At 69.0% G+C, this 22,302-nt stretch carries 24 protein-coding genes; 11 read left to right on the top strand and 13 right to left on the bottom strand.

Features of this window, described 5'->3' with window-relative positions; all coding sequences use genetic code 11:
- Window positions 1-57 precede the first annotated feature (57 nt).
- The 3 genes from ACLJRL_RS25255 to ACLJRL_RS25245 are packed head-to-tail and all read left to right on the top strand — an operon-like array spanning window position 58 to window position 2,341.
- A complete protein-coding gene (locus ACLJRL_RS25255; protein ID WP_410658750.1) occupies window positions 58-573 on the top strand; it encodes an ATP-binding cassette domain-containing protein in 516 nt (171 codons plus the stop codon).
- The gene (locus ACLJRL_RS25250) at window positions 570-1,229 is read left to right on the top strand and encodes an ATP-binding cassette domain-containing protein (protein WP_410658749.1); all 660 of its coding nucleotides are present in this window, start codon (window positions 570-572) and stop codon (window positions 1,227-1,229) included. The genes ACLJRL_RS25255 and ACLJRL_RS25250 overlap by 4 nt, the downstream gene beginning before the upstream one ends.
- Window positions 1,226-2,341: an FtsX-like permease family protein gene (locus ACLJRL_RS25245; protein WP_410658748.1), complete on the top strand. Its 1,116-nt coding sequence runs from the start codon at window positions 1,226-1,228 to the stop codon at window positions 2,339-2,341. The genes ACLJRL_RS25250 and ACLJRL_RS25245 overlap by 4 nt, the downstream gene beginning before the upstream one ends.
- Before the next feature lie 154 nt (window positions 2,342-2,495).
- On the opposite strand, the gene ACLJRL_RS25240 is transcribed toward ACLJRL_RS25245, so the two are convergent.
- The 5 genes from ACLJRL_RS25240 to ACLJRL_RS25220 form a co-directional block, all read right to left on the bottom strand.
- The gene (locus ACLJRL_RS25240) at window positions 2,496-3,197 is read right to left on the bottom strand and encodes a response regulator transcription factor (protein ID WP_410658747.1); all 702 of its coding nucleotides are present in this window, start codon (window positions 3,195-3,197) and stop codon (window positions 2,496-2,498) included.
- 76 nt (window positions 3,198-3,273) lie between these two features.
- Window positions 3,274-4,722 carry an apolipoprotein N-acyltransferase gene (locus ACLJRL_RS25235; protein ID WP_410659049.1) on the bottom strand — a complete coding sequence of 483 codons (1,449 nt, stop codon included), beginning with the start codon at window positions 4,720-4,722 and terminating at the stop codon, window positions 3,274-3,276.
- 117 nt (window positions 4,723-4,839) lie between these two features.
- Window positions 4,840-5,646, bottom strand: a complete 807-nt coding sequence (locus ACLJRL_RS25230) for a sugar phosphate isomerase/epimerase family protein (RefSeq protein WP_410658746.1) — start codon at window positions 5,644-5,646, stop codon at window positions 4,840-4,842.
- Complete coding sequence (locus ACLJRL_RS25225) at window positions 5,646-6,797, bottom strand: dihydrodipicolinate synthase family protein (RefSeq protein WP_410658745.1); 1,152 nt, start codon at window positions 6,795-6,797, stop codon at window positions 5,646-5,648. The genes ACLJRL_RS25230 and ACLJRL_RS25225 overlap by 1 nt, the downstream gene beginning before the upstream one ends.
- Window positions 6,798-6,876: 79 nt before the next feature.
- Complete coding sequence (locus tag ACLJRL_RS25220; protein WP_410658744.1) at window positions 6,877-7,917, bottom strand: LacI family DNA-binding transcriptional regulator; 1,041 nt, start codon at window positions 7,915-7,917, stop codon at window positions 6,877-6,879.
- A 38-nt stretch (window positions 7,918-7,955) separates the two neighbouring features.
- On the opposite strand from ACLJRL_RS25220, the gene pip reads away from it, so the two are divergent.
- From pip to lpdA, 3 genes are all read left to right on the top strand, one after another.
- Window positions 7,956-9,368: a prolyl aminopeptidase gene (pip, locus tag ACLJRL_RS25215; RefSeq protein WP_410658743.1), complete on the top strand. Its 1,413-nt coding sequence runs from the start codon at window positions 7,956-7,958 to the stop codon at window positions 9,366-9,368.
- A 63-nt stretch (window positions 9,369-9,431) separates the two neighbouring features.
- Window positions 9,432-10,211 (top strand): lysophospholipid acyltransferase family protein, encoded by a 780-nt coding sequence (locus ACLJRL_RS25210; protein ID WP_410658742.1) that lies wholly within the window; start codon window positions 9,432-9,434, stop codon window positions 10,209-10,211.
- 51 nt (window positions 10,212-10,262) lie between these two features.
- The gene (gene lpdA / locus ACLJRL_RS25205) at window positions 10,263-11,648 is read left to right on the top strand and encodes a dihydrolipoyl dehydrogenase (protein ID WP_410658741.1); all 1,386 of its coding nucleotides are present in this window, start codon (window positions 10,263-10,265) and stop codon (window positions 11,646-11,648) included.
- Window positions 11,649-11,971: 323 nt separating this feature from the next.
- Here the strand turns inward: lpdA and ACLJRL_RS25200 are convergent, their stop codons facing one another.
- A complete protein-coding gene (locus ACLJRL_RS25200) occupies window positions 11,972-12,343 on the bottom strand; it encodes a PH domain-containing protein (protein WP_410658740.1) in 372 nt (123 codons plus the stop codon).
- Window positions 12,344-12,381: 38 nt separating this feature from the next.
- Window positions 12,382-12,762: a VOC family protein gene (locus ACLJRL_RS25195; RefSeq protein WP_410658739.1), complete on the bottom strand. Its 381-nt coding sequence runs from the start codon at window positions 12,760-12,762 to the stop codon at window positions 12,382-12,384.
- Between the two features lie 106 nt (window positions 12,763-12,868).
- On the opposite strand from ACLJRL_RS25195, the gene ACLJRL_RS25190 reads away from it, so the two are divergent.
- Window positions 12,869-13,639 carry an FHA domain-containing protein gene (locus ACLJRL_RS25190; RefSeq protein WP_410658738.1) on the top strand — a complete coding sequence of 257 codons (771 nt, stop codon included), beginning with the start codon at window positions 12,869-12,871 and terminating at the stop codon, window positions 13,637-13,639.
- Window positions 13,640-13,657: 18 nt separating this feature from the next.
- Here the strand turns inward: ACLJRL_RS25190 and ACLJRL_RS25185 are convergent, their stop codons facing one another.
- The gene (locus ACLJRL_RS25185) at window positions 13,658-13,825 is read right to left on the bottom strand and encodes a hypothetical protein (RefSeq protein ID WP_410658737.1); all 168 of its coding nucleotides are present in this window, start codon (window positions 13,823-13,825) and stop codon (window positions 13,658-13,660) included.
- A 29-nt stretch (window positions 13,826-13,854) separates the two neighbouring features.
- Window positions 13,855-14,988 (bottom strand): epoxide hydrolase family protein, encoded by a 1,134-nt coding sequence (locus ACLJRL_RS25180; RefSeq protein WP_410658736.1) that lies wholly within the window; start codon window positions 14,986-14,988, stop codon window positions 13,855-13,857.
- Between the two features lie 63 nt (window positions 14,989-15,051).
- Here ACLJRL_RS25180 and ACLJRL_RS25175 point away from each other — a divergent pair, with 63 nt between their 5' ends.
- Window positions 15,052-16,005 carry a helix-turn-helix transcriptional regulator gene (locus ACLJRL_RS25175; protein WP_410658735.1) on the top strand — a complete coding sequence of 318 codons (954 nt, stop codon included), beginning with the start codon at window positions 15,052-15,054 and terminating at the stop codon, window positions 16,003-16,005.
- Here the strand turns inward: ACLJRL_RS25175 and ACLJRL_RS25170 are convergent.
- Window positions 15,995-16,384: a GNAT family N-acetyltransferase gene (locus ACLJRL_RS25170; RefSeq protein ID WP_410659048.1), complete on the bottom strand. Its 390-nt coding sequence runs from the start codon at window positions 16,382-16,384 to the stop codon at window positions 15,995-15,997. The genes ACLJRL_RS25175 and ACLJRL_RS25170 overlap by 11 nt on opposite strands.
- A 159-nt stretch (window positions 16,385-16,543) precedes the next feature.
- Here ACLJRL_RS25170 and ACLJRL_RS25165 point away from each other — a divergent pair, with 159 nt between their 5' ends.
- Together ACLJRL_RS25165 and ACLJRL_RS25160 are read left to right on the top strand one after the other, a co-directional pair.
- Window positions 16,544-17,455 carry an NADP-dependent oxidoreductase gene (locus ACLJRL_RS25165; protein WP_410658734.1) on the top strand — a complete coding sequence of 304 codons (912 nt, stop codon included), beginning with the start codon at window positions 16,544-16,546 and terminating at the stop codon, window positions 17,453-17,455.
- A gap of 242 nt (window positions 17,456-17,697) precedes the next feature.
- A complete protein-coding gene (locus tag ACLJRL_RS25160; protein ID WP_410658733.1) occupies window positions 17,698-18,948 on the top strand; it encodes a DUF222 domain-containing protein in 1,251 nt (416 codons plus the stop codon).
- Window positions 18,949-19,021: 73 nt separating this feature from the next.
- On the opposite strand, the gene ACLJRL_RS25155 is transcribed toward ACLJRL_RS25160, so the two are convergent.
- On the bottom strand, window positions 19,022-19,480 hold the full coding sequence (locus ACLJRL_RS25155; protein WP_410658732.1) for a MarR family winged helix-turn-helix transcriptional regulator: 459 nt from the start codon (window positions 19,478-19,480) through the stop codon (window positions 19,022-19,024).
- 63 nt (window positions 19,481-19,543) lie between these two features.
- Between ACLJRL_RS25155 and ACLJRL_RS25150 the strand changes: the two genes are divergently transcribed.
- A complete protein-coding gene (locus ACLJRL_RS25150; RefSeq protein WP_410658731.1) occupies window positions 19,544-19,912 on the top strand; it encodes a VOC family protein in 369 nt (122 codons plus the stop codon).
- 24 nt (window positions 19,913-19,936) lie between these two features.
- Here ACLJRL_RS25150 and ACLJRL_RS25145 read toward each other — a convergent pair whose 3' ends face one another.
- Together ACLJRL_RS25145 and ACLJRL_RS25140 are read right to left on the bottom strand one after the other, a co-directional pair.
- Window positions 19,937-21,487 (bottom strand): substrate-binding domain-containing protein, encoded by a 1,551-nt coding sequence (locus tag ACLJRL_RS25145; RefSeq protein WP_410658730.1) that lies wholly within the window; start codon window positions 21,485-21,487, stop codon window positions 19,937-19,939.
- Complete coding sequence (locus tag ACLJRL_RS25140; RefSeq protein WP_410659047.1) at window positions 21,484-22,296, bottom strand: phosphate ABC transporter ATP-binding protein; 813 nt, start codon at window positions 22,294-22,296, stop codon at window positions 21,484-21,486. Before ACLJRL_RS25140 ends, ACLJRL_RS25145 begins: the two co-directional genes overlap by 4 nt.
- Window positions 22,297-22,302: the final 6 nt, after the last annotated feature.

The raw sequence follows: 22,302 nt of genomic DNA, 5'->3' as shown, positions 1-22,302 counted from the left end.
CCGTCCGTTGACCTGAGATCAAGGCGATGTTGACCCCGTTCGCCTTACCTTGGGGCCATGCGCCGACGAGCCGCCGTATTGGCCGGCCCGGGGCCCGGATCCGTCCCCCTCGTCCGGTACGCCGTCCCGGGCGAGTGTGTAGCCGTGCTGCCCGCCGGAGGCGACGCGATCCCCGTCGGTGGCCCCGGGGTCGGAGTGCTGCTCAGGCGCGGGAACCTCTTCGACCACCTCACCGTGGAACAGAACGTGACGCTGGCCCGCCGGATGGCCGCCCGCCGCGCCCCGGAAAGCGCCCTTGACCTGCTCGAACTGGCTGGTCTGCCCGGCCGCGGCGGTGCGTACCCCGCCGCGTTGTCGGCCACGGAGTGCGCCCGGGCCGGGCTCGCGGTCGCGCTCGCCGGAGCCCCCGACGTCGTCGTCGCCGACGAACCGGCGGGCGAACTGGACCGGCTCGCCGCCCTCGAACTCATGGACCTGCTGTGCGCCGTCGCGCGGCGCGGGACGGCCGTCGTCGTGGCGACGCGCGACCCCGCGATCGCCGCCGCCGCGCACCGGATCGCGAGAGTGGCGTGACGGAAGCGCTGGTCCGCGCGAACGAATTGGCGCACACCTATGGCTCCGGGCTGACCGCGGTGGTCGCGGTACACGGGGTCAGCTGCGTGATCGGGTCGCGGACCAGAGCGGTGGTGACCGGCCGGGCGGGGGCGGGGAAGACGACGCTGCTGCACCTGCTCGCCGGGATGAAGAAGCCGACGGCGGGCACGGTCGAATGGCCCGTGTTCGCCCCCGGGCCGCCGGGGCCCGACCTGGTCGGGCTGGTCCTGCAGGACGGCGGACTGCTGCGTGACCTCGACATCCGGCTGAACGTGGCCCTGCCGCTGGTCCTCGCGGGCCGGACCGGCACCGCGGTCCGCGACGCCGTCGACCACGCGCTGGATCTGATGGGGATCGCCGGCCTCGCGCGCCAGGCGCCCCGGGACCTGAGCGCCGAGCAGATCCGGCTCGCCATGCTGGCCAGGGCGATCGCGCCGGCGCCGCGCCTGATCCTCGCCGACGATCCGGCGGGCTGGCTGGACCGGCCCGCCGCCGAGCGTCTGCTGGACCGGGTGGTGCGTGCCGCGGACCGGCTGGCCGCGGGCCTGCTGCTGGCCACCGCCGAGCCGGTCCCGGACGGGCTGTTCGACGACCACTGGGCGATGGTGGACGGGAAGCTGGTGCAGGACCGGTGATCGCCGCGATGGCGTTGTGGGTCGGCGGTGTGGTGCGCATGCGCCCCGCCCGGCTCGGCGTGCCCGCGGCCGGCGTCGCGATCGTGGTCACGCTGCTCGCGGTGCACGGCTGGGCCGGGGATCCCGCGCCGCCGTGGGTACCGGCGGCGGTACTCGTCGTGCTGCTGGCCGCGCCGTCCGGTGGTTCGCTGCGCTCGGACCAGGACCTGCTGCGCGCCCGCGGCGCGACCGGCGGTCAGGTGATCGGGCTGGCCTCGGCCGAGGCCATGGTCGCCGGGGTGGCCGGTGGCGTGCTCGGCGTCCTGCTGTCCTTGGCGGGCGGCTTCCTCGCGGACCCCGGCCTCCCGGTCGCCCGGGAAATCGTTCTCTTGCTGCTGGCGGGGCTGCTGCTCGCGGCGGTCACCGTCCTTCCTCCCGTGGCGCGCGAGTGGTATTTCGAGTCCCACCAAGGCGGGCCGCCCTGGTGGTCGCCCTACGGCGTCGACTTCGTCCTGCTCGGGCTCGCGTACTTCTGGCCGGTGCTCGGCTGGGCGGGCGGCACGATGGTGCTGTGGCGGCTGGTGGAGCTGGGGCTGCGCAAGGGTAAGCGGGTGATCGGCGGGGCACTCCGGCCACTCGTGTCCGGGCTCGCCGGCGTGCTCGCGCTGTCCATTTCGTGGCGCAGCGCCTTGCTGGCGCGATCGGTGGTGCTGGTCGCGCTGGCCGTGGCGTTCTCGATCTCGGCCGCCTTCAGCCGGGACGGCTGCAGCGGCGCCAGGGTGGATCTGGCGGCCTCGCTCATCCTCGCGGCCGCCGCGGCGGGCCCGTCCTTCGGGCTGGCACTCAACGAACGCCGCCGCGACCTGCTGATCGTGAGCACGCTCGGCGGGAAACGCCGTCAGGTGGCCGCGTTCATCGCGGGCGACGCGCTCATCGTCGGAGGCGGGGGACTGGTCGCCGGGCACCTGCTGGGCGTGCTGTTCATCCTCTTCACACCGATGGACTGGGAAGCGTTCCCCCACGGCCACTTCGCGATGCTGGGAGCGGTGGTGATCGTGTCGTGCGTGGCGGCGTCGGCGCGGATCGCGCAACTCGCGTCCCGGGACGAGGTCTCAGACCTCCGGGACTACTGAGGGTCCTGCGTCGGAACTCGCGTGACTGGGCACCGCACTCGCGTGATCAGACACCGCACTCGCGTGTGCGGCGTCTGGTCACGCGAGATACGCGCGTGATCACGCGCGTGCGGTGCCTGATCACGCCTGGGAGGATCTTCACGGAATCACTCGTCTAGCCCTCGAAGGGTTGTTCGAGCCGGTAGCCGTGGCCTCGCAGGGTGGAGATCCGCGGCGCCTGCTCGGGCGACGGTGCCGACTCGGTCAGTTTCCGCCGCAGCGCGGCGATGTGGACGTCGAGCGTCTTCGTGGACCCGTACCAGTGCGCGTCCCAGACCTCCGACATCAGGGTGTCCCGGCTGACCGCGACGCCCGGCTGTTCGGCGAGGCGGGCCAGCAGGTCGAACTCCTTGGCCCGCAACGAGATCTCCCGGCCGCCGACGCTGACCCGGCGTCCGGCGGTGTCCACCTGCAGATGCCCGATGGCGATCGCCGGCCTGCTGTCGGGCGGGGCCGTGCCACGCCGCAGGTGCGCCCGCACCCTGGCGAGCAGTTCACCGAGCCGGATGGGTTTGGTGAGGTAGTCGTCGGCCCCGGCTTCGAGGCCCACGACGACGTCCATCTCCTCCTGCCGGGCGGTCAGGATGACCAGGACGGCGCCGGGAAGCGCGGCGCGCAGCCGCCGGCAGACCTCGACGCCGTCGAGGTCCGGCAGGCCGAGGTCGAGCAGGACGAAATCGATGTCCGCGGCCGCGGCGGCCGCGAGTGCGGTGCGGCCGTCGCGCTGCCAAGAGACCTCGTAACCGTGCAGGCGCAGGGTCGATTCGAGGACGCCGCCGATCGCGTCGTCGTCTTCCACCACCAGCAGCTTCGGCATGCGGGGGAGCTTAACCGTTGAACACTGTTCTTTTCGGATAAAGAGTTACGAACGACACTTGTTGTGTAACAAGGCGCTAACGGCTCACGCGCCCGCGTCGGCTGTATGTCCATAAAGGACACAGCGCGGCCGCGGCGAGGCACAGCCAGGCGAACACGTCGCCGATCGCGCTGTAGACGGTCGACGTCCTCGGCTGTACCGGCAGATCCGCGACGAGGGTCTGCTGCTCCGTGCGGAAGTAGGCGGCGTGCCCGAGTACCCGCCCCTGGCTGTCCACGGCTGTGGAATTCCCATGGGTGGACTGCCGGAACAGCGCGTATCCGTTCTCGACCGCCCGGAACACCGCCTTTTCCGCGTGCAGGGCGGCGAACCCCTGCCAATCGTTCGCCGGGACGAGCATCAGCGCGACGTCCTGGTCGGCGGCCTGCCGCATCAGGCCGGGGTAATCCGCGTCGTAGCAGATGACTGACGCGATTCGTCCGTACGGCGAATCCGTGACCGGCACCGTGCCGGGGCCGGGGGTCATCGGCTCCATCGGCGTCGGATGCGTTTTGTCGTAGGTCCACCGCACCGCACCGGACGGGTCGACGAGCACCGCCACGTTCCGGATGTACGGCGCTTGGGCGGTGTAGAGCGCGTAGGCGAGTTCGACGTGGATCCCGGCCTGCTTCGCCTCGGCGCCCACCCGGGCCAGCAGCGAGGCCTGGTCGCGTTCCAGGACGCGCGCGTGGGTTTCCGGCCAGACCACGATCTTCGCGCCCGCCGACGCCTGCTGGCGTGTCCTCGTCACCAGGTCCTCGGTGATCGGGGCGAACGCGGCGCCGACGGCCCCCGGATCCGCGCCGCTCACCTCCTGCGCGCGCCAGTACTTGACGCCGATCCGTTCCAGCGCCTCGGAACTCGCCCGGTCGGCGTCCGCCGAGGGGCTGATCCCCGCGACCCGGACCGTGCGGGTTTCGGGCGCGTCGAACAGCAACCGGGCACCACCGGCGGCGAACACCAGGCCGAGCACGCAGGCGTGGACGAGCACCGTGCGCCGGACGCGCGGCCAGGCGAATCCTTCCGCCCAAACGGTGTTCACCACCGAGGCGAACCAGGCGAGGACGAAGGTGATGCCGTACACGCCGGTCACGGACGCGACCTGGAGCAGCGGCAGCGTCCCGGACTGGGTGCTGCCGAGCGCGCCGAAATCCCCGAATCCGGTGATGAGCGTGAACAGGTATTCGCCTGCCACGAGCGTCGTCGGGAACACCAGGGTCCTGAGCGGTCCGGCGCGTTCGGCGAGCAGGCGGTCGGCCGCGAACGCCGCCGTCTGCAGGAGCGTGAGCAGGGTGAAGGCGAACAGCGCGGAAAGCACGAACAGCAGGCTGGTGACACCCAGCCAGAACAGTTGCCCGATCAGGAGGGAGAGCCCGACCATCAGGACGGCGCGCCGGGCGGGTGCCTGGCGCGCATAGCGGAGTAGGAAGACCGGGAAGACCCAGGCGGCCAGGGGGACGTTCCAGTCGGTGTGGACGGCGAGCAGGAGCAGCGCCGTGCCCAGCCATCAGAGAGGCCGTTGATTCATACCGTGAACGGTAGGAAGCAACGGCCTCACTCACAGCGCACCAACGGCAGCGGTGGCCCTTACTTTCGTCAGGGGTCAGGCGACGTGGTCGCGGTACGCCTCGATGGTCTCCGCCAGCACTTCGCCACCGGGGCGGCGCCACAGGTCGGCGTCGAACACTTCGACCTCGATCGGCCCGGTGTACCCGGCGGCTTCCACGCACGCCTTCAGATGCCGGTGGTCGATCGGCCCGTCGCCGGGCAGCGCGCGGCCGAGCAGGGTGTCCGTCAGCGGCACTTTCTGGTCGCAGACATGGAATCCGGCGATCCGGCCTGCCGACGCGGCGATCGACTCCTCGATCCGCGGGTCCCACCACACGTGGAACTCGTCGACGATCACCCCGACCTGATACGCCGGGTGTTCCAGCGCGATCGCCAATGCCTGGTCCACTGTGGACATTACCGACCGTTCGGCGCACTGCATGGGGTGCAGCGGTTCCAGTCCCAGCCGCACCCCGCGCTCACCGGCGTAGGGCGCCAGTTCGCCGACCGCGTCGGCCACCCGCTGCCTGGACGTCGCCAGGTCGCCGTTCACCCCGCCGACGACCAGGACGAGCACGTCCGCACCCAGCGCGGCGGCCTCGTCGATCGCCTCGCGGGTCTGCGCCACACCGTCCACAGGGGACCCTTCCGGGGTCACCCCGGTGAAGAAACCACCACGGCACAAGGAGGACACACCGATGTCGTACTCCTTGAGCAGCCGGGCCGTCTCCTCGACACCGGTCTCGGCGACCTTGTCCCGCCACAGGCCGATCCAGCGGACGCCGGCCTCGGCGCAGCCCGCCACCGCTTCGGGCAGCGACCAGGCCTTGGTGGTGATCTGGTTCAGGCTCAACCGGTCCATCAGGACACCCCCGCCGCGGCTAGCAGCGGCCGCATCCGCGCGACGGCCAGATCGGGATCGGTGAGCACACCGGCGAGGTCGGCCAAGCGCAGGAGTTCGGCCAGATGTGTGATCGACCGCGCCGATTCGCGGCCGGCGACCATCCGGAAATGGTCCTGGTGCCCGTTCAGGTAGGCGAGGAAGACGACGCCGGTCTTGTAGTTCCTGGTCGGCGCACGGAAGATCGCCCGCGACAGCGCGACCGTCGGGTCCAGCAGTCCCCGGAAGCCCGCCGTGTCGCCCTCGTCGAGCCGGGCGAGCGCGGCGCCGGCGACCGGCGCGATCGGGTCGAAGATGCCCAGAAGTGCTTCGCTGTGGCCCTTTTCGTCCCCGGCGATCAGTTCGGGGTAGTTGAAGTCGTCACCGGTGTAGCACGCGACGCCGTCCGGCAGCGCGCGGCGGAACTCGGTCTCGATCGACGCGTCGAGTACCGAGACCTTCACGCCCGCGATCGTGCCGGCGTGGTCGGCGCAGAGCCTGCCCAGTTCCCGGGCCGCCTCGCGGACGTCGGCGTGGCCCCAGTAGCCGGCCAGTGCCGAGTCGAACTGCTCACCCAGCCAGTGCAGCAGGACCGGACGGTCCGCGCCGGAGAGCAGTTTCCCGTACGCCGCGTGGTAATCCTCCGGGCCGGACGCGGAAGCGGCCAACGCCCGGCTGGCCATCACGACCGGGATCGCCCCCGCTTCACCGACCAGGTCCAGCTGCTCCCGCCAGGCGTCCACAATGGACTCGGCGGTCACGTCCCCGCCGGGAAGCTGGTCGGTGCCGACACCCGCCACCCACGGCCGCCCGGCCGCGAGCGCGCCGGTGCGCCGGATGAGGTCCTTCGTGGTCGCCCAGTCCAGGCCCATCCCGCGCTGCGCGGTGTCCATCGCCTCGGCCACGCCGAGACCGCAGGACCACAGGTGCTCGCGGAAGGCCAGCGTCGTCTCCCAGTCCAGCACGGCGCCTTCTTCGGGATCGGCGGCGGCGAGCGGGTCGGCGACCACGTGGGCGGCCGCGTAGACGATCCGGGAGGACGGTGGTGATGCCGGTTTCGCAGGGGTTTCCACCCCTTGCGGCGTCCACTCCTCCAGTCCGCCGTCGGCGGTGGGCAGGGCGATCAAGGTCATCGGGTCTCCGGGGCGCGAGGTGCGAGAAAGCGCTTTCTCGACCCACGTTAAGTCACCGGACGCGCGGTACACAAGGGTTTCAGCGAGCGGGCGCGGCGGTGCTGGAGCGCAGGACGACCTCGCCGGACATGCGCACCACACGCGGCCGGGTGCCGGGCGAGGCCTTGAGTGCCAGGTCCATGGCCCGTTCGCCCAGCTGTTCCAGCGGCAGGGCGACCGTGCTCAGCGCGGGCGTGAGATCGCGCACTACGGGGATGTCGTCGAAGCCCGCGATCGACATCTCGCCGGGTACTGAGACCCCTGCGTCACGCAGTGCCGACATCGCGCCGATCGCCATCACGTCGGTCACCGCGAACACGCACGTCGGCCGTTTCTTCCGGGGCCGGGCGAGGATGGCGTTCATCGCCTCGTACCCGCCGTCGCGGGTGAACGCCGCCTCGGCGATGTCGTTTTCGGCGAGGTCGACGCCGTTTTCCCGCAGTTCCGCGGCGAACCCGTCGAGCCGGTCGACGACCGTGGTCAGGCTCCGCGGCCCGGCGAGCACGGCGAACCGCCGGTGGCCGAGCGCCAACAGTTCCTTCGCCAGCGCGGCGCCGCCACCGCGGTTGTCCGGCTGGACGGTGTCCACTTTGAGCCCGCGGTGCCTGCTGACCGCGGCGACATGCCCGCCGCCGCGCCGGTACGGCTCCAGCTCCGCCGCCATGGCCCGCTCCCACCCCTTGTCCTCGAAGGCCGAGCCGATCAGGAGGATGGCCGACGCTCGCTGGGCGCGCAGTGTCGAGACATAGGCGACCTCTTTGGCGGGGTCGCGGAAGGTGCTCGCGAGCATCACCAGAAGATCGTTCTCGCTCGCCACCCGCATGACACCGCCCGCGATCGCGGCGAAATACGGGTCGCCGACGTCATGGCAGATCACTCCGACGGTGGGCTGAGAGCCACCGGCCAAAGCCTGAGCGTGAGCATTCGGGGTATAGGAGAGTTCGGCTGCCGCGGCGATCACCCGTTCGCGGAGATCTCCGCGAACGGTGGCGGTGCCGTTGAGTACTCGGGACGCTGTCGCGAGCGACACGTCCGCGGTGCGCGCCACATCTTCCAGCGTCACGTGGGGCCGGGCCTTCATCGATCCTCCAAGCTGGCGTTTCGGGCATAGTGGCGGACATGTTCGACCTTTACCCGGAAATCGAACCTTACGTCCAAGGGATGTTGCCCGTCGGTGACGGCAATGAGATCTATTGGGAGGAAAGCGGCGATCCCGAGGGCAAACCGGTGATCTTCCTGCACGGTGGCCCAGGTGGTGGTTCGAGTCCCAGACATCGCAGGCTGTTCGATCCCGCGCGCTACCGGATCGTCCTTTTCGACCAGCGCGGCTGCGGGCGCAGCATCCCGAACTGTGCCACGCCGGACGTCGATCTCTCGGTCAACACGACCTGGCACCTCGTCGCCGATATCGAGCGGTTGCGCGAGCACCTCGGGATCGAACGCTGGATGGTCTTCGGCGGCTCCTGGGGGAGCGTGCTCGGGCTGACCTACGCGGAAACGCATCCGGAACGCACCACGGAACTCGTCCTGCGCGGTGTCGCCACCCTGCGGGTGAAGGAACTGCAATGGCTCTTCGGCGGAGGAGCGGGTTTCCTCTTCCCCGAAGCGTGGTCGCGATTCCTGGACCCGGTGCCGTATTCGCGTCGCCAGGAGAACCTGATCGAGGTCTATCACGAACTGCTGCACCACCCGGATCCCGCGGTACACGGCCCGGCCGCGATCGCGTGGAGCCGCTGGGAGGGGGAAACGGTCAAACTGCTCCCGCAGGACGAAGTGATCGACGCTTTCAGCGATCCCGAGTTCGCTCTCGCGATCGCCAGGATCGAGAACCACTACTTCCGGCACGGCGGCTGGCTGGCCGAGGATCAGCTGCTTCGCGACGCCGGGAAGCTCCAGGGAATCCCGTGCGTTCTGGTCCAAGGACGCTATGACGTGGTCACCCCGGCCATCACCGCGTGGGAGCTCAGCCAGATGCTGCCCGGCGCGGAACTGGTGATGGTCGGCGACTCGGGTCACGCGTTCGACGAGCCCGGCACGCTGCACGAGTTGATCAGCGCCACCGATCGATTCGCGTCAGACTGGCAGGGCATCGCTGGCAGCCAGGACGAGGAGAGGACCGCAGACATGCTTTTCGGTGACGAGCACGTCCGTCGCTACGAAGAGACCGATGGCGAGGTGGGGCACGACTGGGAGAAGGGCGCGCCCTGTCTCGTCCTCACCACCAAGGGCCGCAAGTCCGGCGAGGACCGGAAGTTCGCCCTCATCTACCAGTTCGACGACGCGAACAACCCGGTGATCGTGGCCTCCAAGGGCGGCGCACCGGAAGACCCGGGCTGGTACAAGAACCTGATCGCGAACCCCGAGGTCAAGGCCCAGGTCAAGGCGGACAAGTTCACCGCCCGCGCCCGCACGGTCGACGGCGAGGAGCGCGCGAAGCTGTGGGAGAAGCTGGCCGCGGTCTGGCCGGACTACAACGAGTACGCGAAGAAGACCGACCGCGAGATCCCCGTGGTGGTACTCGAACGCGTGTGATCCGCGCCGCGTTCACGCGTGGTTTCAGCCGAACCGGAGCGGCTTCGGCTACGAATTACCCTCATGGTGCTGAGACCCCGTGAACGCTGGACCGCCTTGAGCCCCGTCTCCGGTGACGGCACTCTGTTGACGTTCCGCCAGATGATCGCCTTCGGCCGGCGCTTCGCCCGCGCCGGCCGGGGGTTCTGGTACAGCCTCGCGATCGAGGTCGTCTGGCCGTTCCTGGCGTTGTTCACCCGGTTCCGGGTGCGCGGCGGCGAGTACCTGCCGAAGTCCGGCGGGGTCCTGGTGGCGTCGAACCACCTCTCGTTCGCCGACCCGACGACGGTGACGGCGTTCTGCCTCGCGCACGGTCGAGTGCCGCGTTATCTGGCGAAGGCGAGCCTGTGGGACGCGCCTGTCATCGGTTCGGTGATGCGCTCGGGCAAGCACATCCCGGTCTATCGCGGCGCGGCCACCGCGTCGGACGCGTACCGCGACGCCGTCAGCGCCGTGCGTGAAGGCGAGTGCGTCACGATCTTCCCCGAGGCCACCTTCACCGACCACCCGGACGGGTGGCCCATGCGCGGCAAGACCGGCATCGCGCGCATCGCGCTGGAGACCGGCGCGCCGGTGATCCCGCTGGCGAACTGGGGCACACACCACCTGCTGCCCGCAGGCGGCATGCTGCCCCGCGGTTTCCCGCGCAAGACGGTGACCCTGGTCGCGGGCCCGCCGGTGGACCTTTCGGACCTCGAATCGCCCTCGCCGTCGCGCGAGGTGCTGGAAGAGGCGACGAAGCGGATCATGGCCGCGGTGACCGATCTGCTGGTCGAGATCCGGGGCGAGCACCCGCCCGCCTGAGTCGTCAGTCTCACCCTTCGGACCGTCCCGGTGAGGGGTAGGTTTCGAAGTATGAGTGCACACTATGACGTCGTGGTCGTGGGCGCCGGAGTCGGCGGATACGTGGCGGCGATCCGGGCGTCACAACTGGGGCTGACGGCGGCGGTCGTGGAGGAGAAATACTGGGGCGGGGTGTGCCTCAACGTCGGCTGCATCCCGTCGAAGGCACTGCTGCGCAACGCCGAACTCGCGCATATCGTGACCAAGGAAGCGAAATCCTTCGGCATCCAGGTCGAGGGCACGGTCACCTTCGATTACACGGCCGCCTACGAGCGCAGCCGCAAGGTCGCGGAGGGGCGCGTCAAGGGCGTGCACTTCCTGATGAAGAAGAACAAGATCACCGAGTACGACGGGCACGGCACCTTCCTCGACGCCAACACCCTCGAGGTCAACGGCGAGCGGGTCACCTTCGACCACTGCGTGATCGCCACCGGCGCGACCGCGCGCCTGCTGCCGGGCACCACGCGCAGCGACCGCGTGGTCACCTACGAACGGCAGATCATGGAAAGCGAACTGCCGGAGAGCATCGTCATCGCCGGCGCGGGCGCGATCGGTGTCGAATTCGCCTACGTGCTGCACAACTACGGCGTGAAGGTGACCATCGTCGAATACCTCGACCGGATGGTCCCTCTCGAGGACGCCGAGGTCTCCGCCGAACTCGCGCGCCGGTACCGGAAACTCGGCATCGAGGTGCTGACCTCCACCAAGGTCGAGGCCATCGACGACACCGGCGACAAGGTGCTCGTGACCGTGTCGAAGAACGGCGAGCAACGCGTTCTGGAAGCGGACAAGGTGTTGCAGGCCATCGGTTTCCAGCCGCGGGTCGAGGGCTACGGCCTGGACAAGACCGGCGTCGAACTGACCGAACGCGGCGCGATCGCCATCGACTCCCGCGGCCGCACCAACGTCCCGCACATCTTCGCGATCGGCGACGTCACCGCGAAACTGATGCTCGCGCACGCGTCGGAATCCATGGGCGTCGTCGCCGCCGAGACCATCGCGGGCGCCGAGACCATGGAACTCGACTTCGTGATGATCCCGCGCGCGACCTACTGCCAGCCGCAGATCGCCAGCTTCGGCTGGACCGAAGAACAGGCCAGGGAGAAGGGCTTCGACGTCCAGGTGGCGAAGTTCCCCTTCAGCGCCAACGGAAAGGCGCACGGTCTTGGGGAGGCCGTGGGCTTCGTGAAGATCCTGAGCGACGCTTCGCATGGCGAGCTTCTCGGTGCGCACCTGATCGGGCCGGAGGTGACCGAACTGCTGCCTGAGCTGACCTTGGCGCAGCAGTGGGACCTGACGGTGCACGAGATCTCGCGCAACGTGCACGCGCACCCGACGCTGGGTGAGGCCGTGAAGGAAGCTGTGCACGGACTGGCAGGACACATGATCAACATGTAAGGAGTCGTGATTAGGCATTCGGGTGAGAGCGGACCCCGATTTGTCGACCTACTTGACCGACCGGGCCGATGTCGCGGGACTGTGTGGATTTTGGGACGTCAGATGTCCCAAAATCCACACAGTCACAAGCTCGACTACCCGGCCCGCGGTCGAGCCCGCCGTACCCCTGTCCCGGATCCGAGGTAAGGACCTGTGTGGAAATAGGGACGTTGGATGTCCCTATTTCCACACACCCTCAGCAGGCGGCCGCGATTGCGGGGCCGGGACACGTACGGTCCACCAGCCCCGAAACACTCACGACTCACGGCACCGACCACTCACGACTAGAGGGTGTGGGTCGCGATCAACTGTCCGATCGCCCGGATGTCCGAACCCCGGAACTCCAGCCGCACGTTCCCCAGTCCGCTGAACCACAGGTCCAGTTCGGCATCCAGGTCGAAGGTTCCCGCGGTCTCGATGGAGAACGCCTGGATCTTGTTGTACGGCAGCGAAGTGAAGTCCTTCTTCTTCCCCGTCATGCCCTGCACGTTCACCGCGATGAGCCGCTTGTTCGTGAACACCACGAAGTCGCGCACCGCTTTGAACGACGAGACGATCTGTTCCCCGGGAATGATGATCGGCTGCACCGTCGGCGCGATGTCCTTCGGTTTGCACGGCGTCAGTTTGAAGACGGTGTCCTTGGAGAAGTCAATCATGATCCCAGGGTACGGATTTTCGCGCGGCGGCCGCCGGTTCAGAAGTCGGCGGGGAACAGGCAGAACGGGTGACCGTCCGGATCCAGCAGTACGCGGACGTCTTCCTGTGGCTGGTGGCCGGCGAGCGTCGCACCGCCTTCGACGGCCCAGTCGACGGCCGTGTCCAGGTCGTCGACGGCGATGTCGAGATGCAGCATCATCTGCTGCGCACCAGCTTCCGGTGGCCACACGGGCGGCACGTGGGCGGGCTCGTGCTGGAACGACAGGCCCGTTCCGCCACCCGGCGGCCTCAGCATCACCCAACCGGGTTCATCGTAGGTGACCGGCCAGCTGAGCAAGCGTGCGTAAAACGCCGCGAGCGCGCGCGGTTCGGGGCTGCCGAGCACGGTGGCCGAAATGCGGGTCCGTGGTTGCGCCATGATCGCCCTCCCGTGACCATCGAAACCGCCAGCCTAAGCCGGGGACGGGTCCCCGGCAGCGTCGCGCATACTGCGAACGGCAGGGGCAGGCGAACGAGGAGGCACGATGAAGCGGCTCACCACGGCGCACGAAAGCCTGGCGCTCGGTGTGCCCAAGTCCGCTCCCGGCGCGGTGTTCGCCCTCACGCTCGCGGGCGGCGTGTCCGTCGAACCCGGCGAGGGCAGCGAGATCTCCTTCGGGCGCAACAGGCCCCAGGTCGACGTCTGCGTGGGCGAGAACGATCTGCAGGTCAGCCGCAAACACGGGCTGCTGAACTTCACCGGCGGGCAGTGGTGGGTCGCCAACACCGGCCAGCTGCCCATCCGCCTTCCGAACTCGCGCTGGCTCTCCGTCGGTGAGGAGCCGATGCCGCTCTCCGACGGCTACACACCGCTGTTCGTCCGCGGCTCGGGCAGACGGGAGCACCTGCTCGAGTTGTACGTCGCCGGGCCCGACGGCGGGCAGCCCGCCACCCGGCACGGTGACGTCACCGTGCCGCCTCGCCGCTGGCGCCTGAGCGCGGAGGAACGGATGGTCCTGGTCGTGTTCGGGCAGCGGTACCTGCTGCACGACCTCAACCCGCAGCCGCTGTCCCGCCAGCAGACGGCCGAGGTGCTCGCCGAACTCCGCCCTGACGAGACCTGGACCAGCCGCCGCGTCGAGCACCTCGTCATCGACGTGCGGACACGGCTTTCCTCGGGCGGGGTTTACGGCCTGCGACGCGAAGAGGTCGGCGAACCGGTGGGGAACGCGTTGAACGACAACCTGTTGCGGGAACTGGTGCTCTCGACCACGCTCGTCCCCCCGGACCTCGCTTTGCTCGACGCGCTCGGCTGACTAGTCCACAAAGGAGCATCAGCGAACGCCTTCGAGAGCGGCCGTCGCCTGGTCCCGGCTCTCCTCCGCCTTGACGCGGCCCGCCGATGCCGCGTTCACGCCGAAGAAGGCGCCCACCACCGTGCCGATCACCGTTCCCGCCGCGGTGATCACCGCCGTGACGTCCGAAGGGTTCGGGTATCGCATGACGGCCGCCACCGTGGCCCGAATACAGGTCAGCGGTGCTTGCGAAAGAACGCACGGAGGTCTTCGGCGAGCAGATCCGGAACCTCCATCGCCGGGAAATGGCCGCCGGTGTCGTATTCGGACCAGTGCTCCAGCGGGCCGTCCTGGAGGCTCTGGATCGTGGTGTCCCCGGCGAAGACGGCGATCCCTCGCGGCGGCCCGGCAGGCGCCTCGCCATCGGCATCCCAGCCGCCCTGGGACATCTGCCGGTAGACCTCCATCCCTTCGTACGTCGCATGTGCTGACGAAGCGCCCGCGCCGGTGAACCAGAACAGGCTGACGGCGGCCAGCAGATGGTCACGGTCGACGGCGTCGTCCGGCAGTTCCTGGGCGGGGTCGGTCCATTCGGCGAACTTCTCCACGATCCACGCGAGCTGGCCGGTGGGGGAGTCGTTCAACGAGTACGCCAGCGTCTGCGGCCGGGTCGACTGCAGGTGCAGATAGCCGAGGCCGTCGGCCTGGAACCGGTTGAAGCGCTCGCCGCGTTCGCGGTCCTTCTCCGGCAGGCCGTCGAGTTCGACCGCGGGGCCGAACGGCATGGCCGCGCTGGTGCCGGTGAGATGGACACCGGCCGTGCGGTGCGGGGCGATCATCGACAGGATGCCCGCGACCCCGGCGCCGGCATCGGTGCCGTGGACGCCGAAACGCTCGTAACCGAGGCGATCCATCAGCGTCGTCCACGCCTGCGCGACGCGGAACAGGTTGCCCCAGCCGGGACCCTGCGGCGTCGAGAAACCGTAGCCCGGAAGCGTGGGGATGACGAGGTGGAACTCGTCGGTCAGCGCGCCGATGATCTTCCGGAATTCGAACGGCGAACTCGGCCAGCCGTGCGTGAGGATCAGCGGCAGGGCGTCCGGCTCGGCGGAGCGGACGTGCAGGAAGTGGATGGTCTGGCCGTCGATTTCGGTGGTGAACTGCGGGAACTCGTTGAGCTCCGCCTCCTGCGCCCGCCAGTCGAAGCCGTCGGCCCAGTACTCGGCGAGTTCCTTGAGGTAGGCGACCGGGACGCCGCGGCTCCAGTCGGTGGTGACCTCGCGCGGCCAGCGGGTGCGGCCCAGGCGCTCGGTGAGGTCGTCCAGGTCGGCCTGGTCGATGTCGATGCGGAACGGCTTGATTTCAGTCATGAGGGCTACGTTAGGAACCATTGCGGAAAGAATCGTTCCGCGATTGCGGGCAAGGTGGAATTCATGGCGGACACTTCGGCGAGACTGCTGCGACTCCTGTCGTTGCTGCAGGCCAGGCGCGTCTGGACCGGACCTGAGCTGGCGAACCGGCTGGTCGTCACGACCAGGACCATCCGCAACGACGTCGAGCGGCTGCGGGGATTGGGCTACCCGGTCGACGCGACTCCCGGCGTCTCGGGCGGCTACTCCCTCGGCGCCGGTGCGGCCATGCCGCCGCTGCTGCTCGACGACGAAGAGGCCGTCGCGGTGGCGATGGGCCTGCGCACGGCCGCGGGCGGGACCATCGCGGGGATCGAGGAGACGTCGGTCCGGGCGCTGGCGAAACTGGAACAGGTGCTGCCCTCGCGGCTGCGGCACCGGGTGGAGGCGCTGAACTCCGCGACGCTCGCGGTGCAGGGCGGTGGCCCCACGGTCGACGCCGAGGTGCTCACGGTCATCGCCAACGCCTGCCGCGACCGCGAGACCCTGCGCTTCGACTACGTGGGACACAACGGATCTCCGACGCGGCGGCAGGTCGAGCCGCATCGGGTCGTGCACATGAGCCGACGGTGGTACCTCGTCGGCTGGGACGTCGACAGGCAGGACTGGCGGACCTTCCGGGCGGACCGGGTGCGGCCGCGTACGCCCAACGGGCGACGGTTCGAGCCGCGGGAACCACCGGAAGGGGGAGTGGTCGCCTACCTGCAGCGCGGGGTCGGCGCTGCCTTGTGGCGGCACCACGCGACGATCCGGCTGCACGCCCCGGCGGCCGAAGCCGCGGCGAAGGTGCCGCCCGCCGTCGTGGTCGAAGCCGTCGACGAACACACCTGCCTGCTCAAGGCGGGTGCGGACACGCTGGAGTACCTGGCGCTCTACCTGGGCCTGCTCGACACCGATTTCGACGTCGTCGATTCCCCGGAGTTCGCCGAGCACCTGCGCAAACTGATCGGCCGGTTCAGCCGCGCCGTCAGCGGTTGACGTCGAAGACCAGTTCCGGGCGCTCCCAGGTGATCTTCGGCGGGCTGGGCGGCACGACGCGGACCTGGCGCGCGCCCATCCGCTCGTAGAAACCGGTGGCCGGTGGGTGGGAGACGACCTTGATCTCGGTCATGCCCAGTTCGGTGGCCTGCCCGAGCATGTGCTCGACCAGCCAGGCCCCGATACCGGTGCCCTGTGCGGAATCGGCGACGAACAGCAGGTCCAGCTCGGCCGGGTACTCGATGAGGCTGTAGAAACCGACCACGTCCCGCTGTGCCTGCGCGATGAAGGCGGGGTGGGTGGCGAGGTAGTCCTCGGTGACCCGGAAGCCCTCGAGAATCGACGCGTACTCCCCTTGATACGCGCTCGACTCGTGCATCAGCGTGGTCAACCGGCCGGCGTCGGAGGCGTTTGCCCTGGAGATGCGGTAGCTCGTCACCCAGGCAGCTTAGAACGTCACACCGACAACTCTTGACCTCCAGTTAAGTGGAGATAACAGGCTGGGTTCCATCAGCTGGGGACGAACTGGAGGAACAACATGAAAGCGGCCGCGTTCACGGAAGCCGGTGGCCCGGAAGTACTCCGTGTGCTGGAACTGGAGGAGCCGCACGCCGGTGCCGGGGAGGTCCGGGTGCGAGTGAAGGCGGCGGGAGTGCAGCCGTACGACGCGGCCGTCCGGGCGGGCTGGGAACCCGCGGGGCTCGAGCTGCGTTGGCCGCGTGTCCCGGGGAACGAGTTCGCCGGGGTCGTCGACGAGGTCGGTTCCGGGGTTACCGGCCTCGTCGCGGGGGCCGAGGTGCTCGGGTTCACCGCCGTGCAGGCCTACGCCGAGTACATCGTGGTGCCCGCGGAGAACGTCACGCCGAAGCCGCCGGAGATGCCGTGGGAGGTCGCCGGCGGATTCACGGCCGGGACGCAGACGGCGTACCTCGCGCTCGACGCCCTGCGGATCGCGCGGGGCGAGACGCTGCTGGTCCACGGTGCGGCCGGGTCCGTGGGCACCGCCGCCGTCCAGCTCGCGGTGCTGCGCGGCGCGAAGGTCATCGGCACGGCGAGCGAGGCGAACCAGGACTACGTCCGCTCGCTCGGCGCAGAACCGGTCGTCTACGGCGACGGCCTCGGCGATCGTGTGCGCGCCCTGGCGTCATCCGGTGTCGACGCCGCGCTCGACGGAGCCGGCGGGGTCGCCTTCGACCTCTCGCTGGAACTGGTCGGGGATCCGGACCGCGTGCTCACCCTCGTCGAGCACGGCCGCGCGCCCGAAGCGGGGGCGCGGCTGGTCACCGGGACGCGGTCGGCCGAGCGGCTGGGGATGCTGGCGTCGTTGTACGCCAAGGGGGAGTTGCGGTTCCTGGTGCGGCGGACGTACCCGTTCAGTGAGGCAGCGGAGGCGCACCGGGAGATCGAGACGGGGCATGGGCAGGGGAAGGTCGTGCTGACGTTCCCTTGAGCCGGGGCCCTGCTTGTTGCCCGTCGGCGGTTTCGCGTGACTGGACGGACGACACGCCCGTGTCGTCCGTCTGGACACGCGTGTCGTCCCTGCAGTCACGCGAAACCGCCAGCAGAACTACCAACTCTATTATCGAGTGACCGGTGCACTTTCTCCGATCACTCTTCAGTGTTATTAGCGACGGTTCATTGTTGCAGATAATTACGAACACCTGTTCGACAAATGTGCGGTATTGTGGAGGGGTGTCCGAGACCTCCGTTCCTCCCCTGTTGCCGCAGGAGTTGTGGCGTGCCGGGAAGTTGGAGCTTGCCCACGGAGTGACTGAGGCGCTGACGCTGGCACGTGCTGCGTCCGCTGTGTTGGGCATCTATCTGGCGGAGATCGAGTCTCGTGGCACGAAAGATCTGTACGGGTATGCGAACACGAAGATGTGGCTTGCTGATGTGGCGCGGATTGCTCCGGCTGATGCGAAGAAACTCGTGGATCGTGCGGTGGCGCTGAACCCGACCCGCGCACTCGACGGCACCGAGGTCCCGCCACTCGCACCCGCGACGGCTGCCGCTGCGGCGGAAGGCGCGGTTGGGGAGCAGCACATCGACCAGATCATCGGAGTGCTGAAGAGGATCCCCGCCCACGTCACGGTCGAGAACCGGGATGCCGCCGAGAAGATCCTCGCTGATCTCGCCCGCGACGGAGGGCCTTCACAGATCGCACGTGCTGAGGCAGGCTTGTTGGCCTGGCTGGACCCGGATGGCAACGAACCCAAGGATCCCGAGCCCGTCCAGCCTCGTCGCGAGTTGAGGTTGCACCGGCGTAAGGATGGGTTCTGGAAGCTCACCGGCCTGTTGGACGACGAAGCAGGTGCTCGCACCGCAGCGGCGATCGAGGCCTACGCGAAACCCCGCCCGGTCGACGAGTTCGACCAGGCGGACCTGCGGACAGTGTGGGAGCGCCAGGGCGACGCCTGGGTGGATCTGCTTGACCTGGCGATCGCGAGTCCGGACCAGCCCGGCACCTGCGGGTATCGGACGATGGTGCACGTCCTGGTCGGTTTCGAAGAACTGAAATCAGGGCTCGGCACCGCGAGTGTGGACTTCGTCGGTCAGATGACGGCCCGCGAGGCTCGTATGGCCGCCTGCGACTGCCTCATGCTCCCGATCGTGATGAGCGCCGCCGGTGAACCCCTGGATGTGGGGCGGATCAAACGCTTCGTCACGCCGGGCCAGCGGAGGGCCTTGAACGCGAGGGATCGGGGCTGTTCGTTCCCTGGGTGTCAGCGGAGGCCAAAGCGCTGTCACGCTCACCATATTCACCACTGGGCAGAAGGCGGCATGACAGACCTCCGCAACATGTGCCTGCTCTGCAGCTTCCACCACCGCCTGATCCACCACGGTGATTGGGAAGTACGGATGGCCGTCGATGGGCTACCGGAGTTCATTCCGCCGCAGTACTTGGATCCGCTACGAAGTCCGAGGCGCAACACGCTCGTCTGACCCGAGGAGCCCGCCGGCCACACCGGCGACGGGCTCCTCGGCATGCCCACGACCAGAACGAGCCGACCCGCGTTCAGTGGCTGTCCTTGCCGTCGCGCAGGGAATGGATCATGGTCTGCAGGATCCGGAACGCGCCTGACTGCTCGGTCTCGGTCATGCCGGCCAGCATTCTGACCTCGACGGACCGGACCGCCGCGGTCGCCTTCTCCAGGCTCCGTCGGCCGCGAGGCGTGAGCCGGGTGGGGAGAACCTTTCCGACGGGTGCCTCCGCGGGCCTGGTCACGTAGCCCTCTCGTTCGAGGGCCTGGAGCAGCACGTTCATCGTCTGCCGTGTCACGAACGCGCCCCGGGCGAGTTCGGAGTTCGACAAGCCCGGCCGTTGAGCCAGCAGTTCGAGGCAGGAGTAGTGCGTCACGCTCATCCCGAGAGGCCGCAGCACCTCCTCCATGGCCGCGCGCAGGGCGCTCGAGGCCTCTTTCAGCAGGTAGCCCAGTGACGTCTCCAGGTCGACGCCGACACCGTCTTGACTCATGTCAGTATTCTGACATAGGTTGCTCCGTGTCAGAAAGCTGACACGGAGAAAAGGAGCATCATCATGCCCGTCACCGGCCCCGACTTCATCTCGCTTCAGGCGCGCGACCTGGACGCTTCGCAGGCGTTCTACGAGCAGTTCCTCGGCCTCGTCCGCTCACCGGCCGGACCTCCGCACGCCGTCGTCTTCGAGACGAAGCCGATCGCGTTCGCACTCCGCGACGTCGTTCCCGGCACCGATCTCGCATCCGCCGCCCAGCCCGGCATCGGTGCCGCGATCTGGCTCCACGCCACGGACGTCCAGGCCATTCACGATGCTCTCGTCGCCGACGGCCGCACCATCGTCTCCGCGCCGATCGACGGCCCCTTCGGGCGGACATTCACCTTCGCCGACCCCGACGGCTACCAGATCACTCTCCACGACCGCACCTGACAGGTCCGCGACCAGAGGAGTCGGCTAGGAACCCCGCACCTTCCGAATCACCCCGCGTATCACCAAAGGCGCCACGATCGCCACGAACAACACCAGCGCCGCCCACCCTCCGAACCCGGAAAGCCCGCCGTCGTCGTAAGCCGCCGGCGACGCCTCCCGCCAGTTCTTCGAACCGCCGCCCGCGGACTCCTCGTCGGGGCCCGCCGTCGCGGTCGTGATCTTGTCGCCGGTGGACGGACCCGTGCTGGGCCCGGCGGAAGTGCTCGGACCCCCGGCGCCCGGACCCGAGGCGGGTTTGCCGTCCGGGTTGAGGATGCCGGCGGTCACCAGCGGGTCGGGCGGGCTGGTGGCGCCCTCGCCGAGGCTGCCGTGAAAGGTCGGGTTGCCGCAGTTGCCCGCGCTCAGCTGTTTCGCGGGCTGCCCGGTGAGGCGCGAGTTCGCGTTCATGATCTCCTGCGACAGATTCGGCGGCAGCGGCGAATAGCCGATCCGGGCCATGTTGATCTGGCCGTCGCAGGCGACGTGTTCGAGGAACGCGGTGATCGTGTCGGCCTTGCCCTGGTCGCCGTAGCCGCCGCGGCAGGTGTCGCGGCCACTGGTGCACGGCATCATGACGTACGAGTACGCCGAGACCGGGTACGACTTCGGGTCGGTGTTCGAGTACACGCGGTCCAGTTTCTGGCTCAGGTCCGGCCGCAGTTCCGCGTGCTTCAGCGCGGAGGCGATGTTCTCCGCGAACGGTTTCGTGTACTGGCCCGCGCCGTTCTGCACCCACGCGGTCGGCACGTTGTGGCGTACGGCGTAGGCGAATTCGTCGTAGGCGACGGAAAACGGCACGTTCCCGGAGCCGACGGCGGTGGCGATCTGATCCGAGTCCGCCAGCAGCCGGTACCAGTCCGCGTCCGGCCCCCGGGTCGGCAACTGGATCGGACGCACGCCCGACGGCAGGTTCCCCATACCGTTGCCGACGTTGCGGGACACGAAGGCCTGGTAGGCGTTCGGGGCCGCGTGCGCGATGAAGTCGTAGAACAGCGCGGTCGTCCCGGATTGCCCGGTCCGGCCGACCAGGGTGATCGGCTGGTCCGGCAGCGGCTTGCCGCCGTTGGTCGCGGTGATCGCCGGATCGCTCCAGCGGGTGATGTCGCGGCTGAAGATCCGTCCGATGACCTCGCGGGTCAGGTGCAGGTAATCGACCCGCTTTCCCGCCTTGTCCTGCACGTTGTACATCACGGCCACCGCGCCCGCGACGTCCGGCACGTACTGGAAACCGCGCTGCTGCGTGGAAACGCCGCCGGCGCCCGCCGCGATCAGCGAAGACACCTCCGCCTCGGTGGCCGCGAAGTCGACCGTCCGGTCGCCGTACTGGTTCACGCCCGCGGGGGAACTGTTCGCCGAGTAGTTGACCGGGATCCCGCGTGACGTCGCGCCGTTCTGCCAGTCGTTCATGGCCGGGCCGACGTAGCTGGAGCCCGAGCCGGTGATCCTGGACAGCGCGGCCGCACCCGGCGCGGTCGCCAGGTGCAGCGACGTGAACAGGGCGAGTACCCCGGTGAGAACCGCGGCCCGGCGGCTCATCCGAATCGCCCGTTCACGTAGTCGTGGGTGCGTTCGTCCGACGGTGCGTTGAAGATCGTGTCCGTCGGGCCGTGCTCGATCACGCGGCCGGGTTCGTTCTCGGCCGCGAGGAAGAACGCGCAGTGATCCGAAACCCGTTGGGCCTGCTGCATGTTGTGGGTGACGATGACGACCGTCACCTCGTGCCCGATCTCGGCGATCGTTTGCTCGATCCGTCGGGTCGACGTCGGGTCGAGCGCGGAGCACGGCTCGTCCATCAGCAGCACGTTCGGCTGCACGGCGAGCGATCGCGCGATGCAGAGCCGCTGCTGCTGCCCGCCGGACAGCGCGCCGCCGGGGGAACTCAGCCTGTCGCGGACCTCGCGCCACAGCCCGGCCCGTTCGAGGCTCTGCTCGACCAGCGCGTCCTTGTCGCCGCATTTGACGCCGGCGAGTTTCAGCCCGGCCAGCACGTTGTCGCGAATGGACATCGCCGGGAACGGGTTCGGTTTCTGGAACACCATGCCGATCCGCAGCCGGACCTGCTGCGGCCGCGTCCCGTCGGCGTAGATGTCCTTGCCGTCGAGCAGGACCTCGCCCGAGAGCGACGCCGACGGGACCAGTTCGTGCATCCGGTTGAGGATCCGGAGGAAGGTCGACTTGCCGCAGCCCGACGGCCCGATCAGCGCCGTGACTTCCCGGGCGGGCATATGCAGCGAGACGCCCTCCAGCACCAACCGGTCGCCGAACCAGGCCGCGACCTCTCGCGAGGCGAGTTCCGCCGCGCCGGGCGGTGGCCCGCCGGTCAGCTTCACCAGCGGAGTGTCCATAACGGA

Origin of the sequence: Amycolatopsis sp. lyj-112, from assembly GCF_046549055.1 — a bacterium.
Classification (GTDB): Bacteria; Actinomycetota; Actinomycetes; order Mycobacteriales; family Pseudonocardiaceae; genus Amycolatopsis.
This window is presented reverse-complemented; position numbering and strand designations above follow the sequence as displayed.

Excerpts from the sequence above, each read along its gene's own strand:
- ACLJRL_RS25255 (WP_410658750.1), top strand. The coding sequence starts at position 58 with ATGCGCCGACGAGCCGCCGTATTGGCCGGCCCGGGGCCCGGATCCGTC.
- ACLJRL_RS25240 (WP_410658747.1), bottom strand. The coding sequence starts at position 3,197 with ATGCCGAAGCTGCTGGTGGTGGAAGACGACGACGCGATCGGCGGCGTC.
- ACLJRL_RS25230 (WP_410658746.1), bottom strand. The coding sequence starts at position 5,646 with ATGGACCGGTTGAGCCTGAACCAGATCACCACCAAGGCCTGGTCGCTG.
- ACLJRL_RS25225 (WP_410658745.1), bottom strand. The coding sequence starts at position 6,797 with ATGACCTTGATCGCCCTGCCCACCGCCGACGGCGGACTGGAGGAGTGG.
- ACLJRL_RS25220 (WP_410658744.1), bottom strand. The coding sequence starts at position 7,917 with ATGAAGGCCCGGCCCCACGTGACGCTGGAAGATGTGGCGCGCACCGCG.
- pip (WP_410658743.1), top strand. The coding sequence starts at position 7,956 with ATGTTCGACCTTTACCCGGAAATCGAACCTTACGTCCAAGGGATGTTG.
- ACLJRL_RS25210 (WP_410658742.1), top strand. The coding sequence starts at position 9,432 with ATGGTGCTGAGACCCCGTGAACGCTGGACCGCCTTGAGCCCCGTCTCC.
- lpdA (WP_410658741.1), top strand. The coding sequence starts at position 10,263 with ATGAGTGCACACTATGACGTCGTGGTCGTGGGCGCCGGAGTCGGCGGA.
- ACLJRL_RS25200 (WP_410658740.1), bottom strand. The coding sequence starts at position 12,343 with ATGATTGACTTCTCCAAGGACACCGTCTTCAAACTGACGCCGTGCAAA.
- ACLJRL_RS25195 (WP_410658739.1), bottom strand. The coding sequence starts at position 12,762 with ATGGCGCAACCACGGACCCGCATTTCGGCCACCGTGCTCGGCAGCCCC.
- ACLJRL_RS25190 (WP_410658738.1), top strand. The coding sequence starts at position 12,869 with ATGAAGCGGCTCACCACGGCGCACGAAAGCCTGGCGCTCGGTGTGCCC.
- ACLJRL_RS25185 (WP_410658737.1), bottom strand. The coding sequence starts at position 13,825 with ATGCGATACCCGAACCCTTCGGACGTCACGGCGGTGATCACCGCGGCG.
- ACLJRL_RS25180 (WP_410658736.1), bottom strand. The coding sequence starts at position 14,988 with ATGACTGAAATCAAGCCGTTCCGCATCGACATCGACCAGGCCGACCTG.
- ACLJRL_RS25175 (WP_410658735.1), top strand. The coding sequence starts at position 15,052 with ATGGCGGACACTTCGGCGAGACTGCTGCGACTCCTGTCGTTGCTGCAG.
- ACLJRL_RS25170 (WP_410659048.1), bottom strand. The coding sequence starts at position 16,384 with ATGCACGAGTCGAGCGCGTATCAAGGGGAGTACGCGTCGATTCTCGAG.
- ACLJRL_RS25165 (WP_410658734.1), top strand. The coding sequence starts at position 16,544 with ATGAAAGCGGCCGCGTTCACGGAAGCCGGTGGCCCGGAAGTACTCCGT.
- ACLJRL_RS25155 (WP_410658732.1), bottom strand. The coding sequence starts at position 19,480 with ATGAGTCAAGACGGTGTCGGCGTCGACCTGGAGACGTCACTGGGCTAC.
- ACLJRL_RS25150 (WP_410658731.1), top strand. The coding sequence starts at position 19,544 with ATGCCCGTCACCGGCCCCGACTTCATCTCGCTTCAGGCGCGCGACCTG.
- ACLJRL_RS25145 (WP_410658730.1), bottom strand. The coding sequence starts at position 21,487 with ATGAGCCGCCGGGCCGCGGTTCTCACCGGGGTACTCGCCCTGTTCACG.
- ACLJRL_RS25140 (WP_410659047.1), bottom strand. The coding sequence starts at position 22,296 with ATGGACACTCCGCTGGTGAAGCTGACCGGCGGGCCACCGCCCGGCGCG.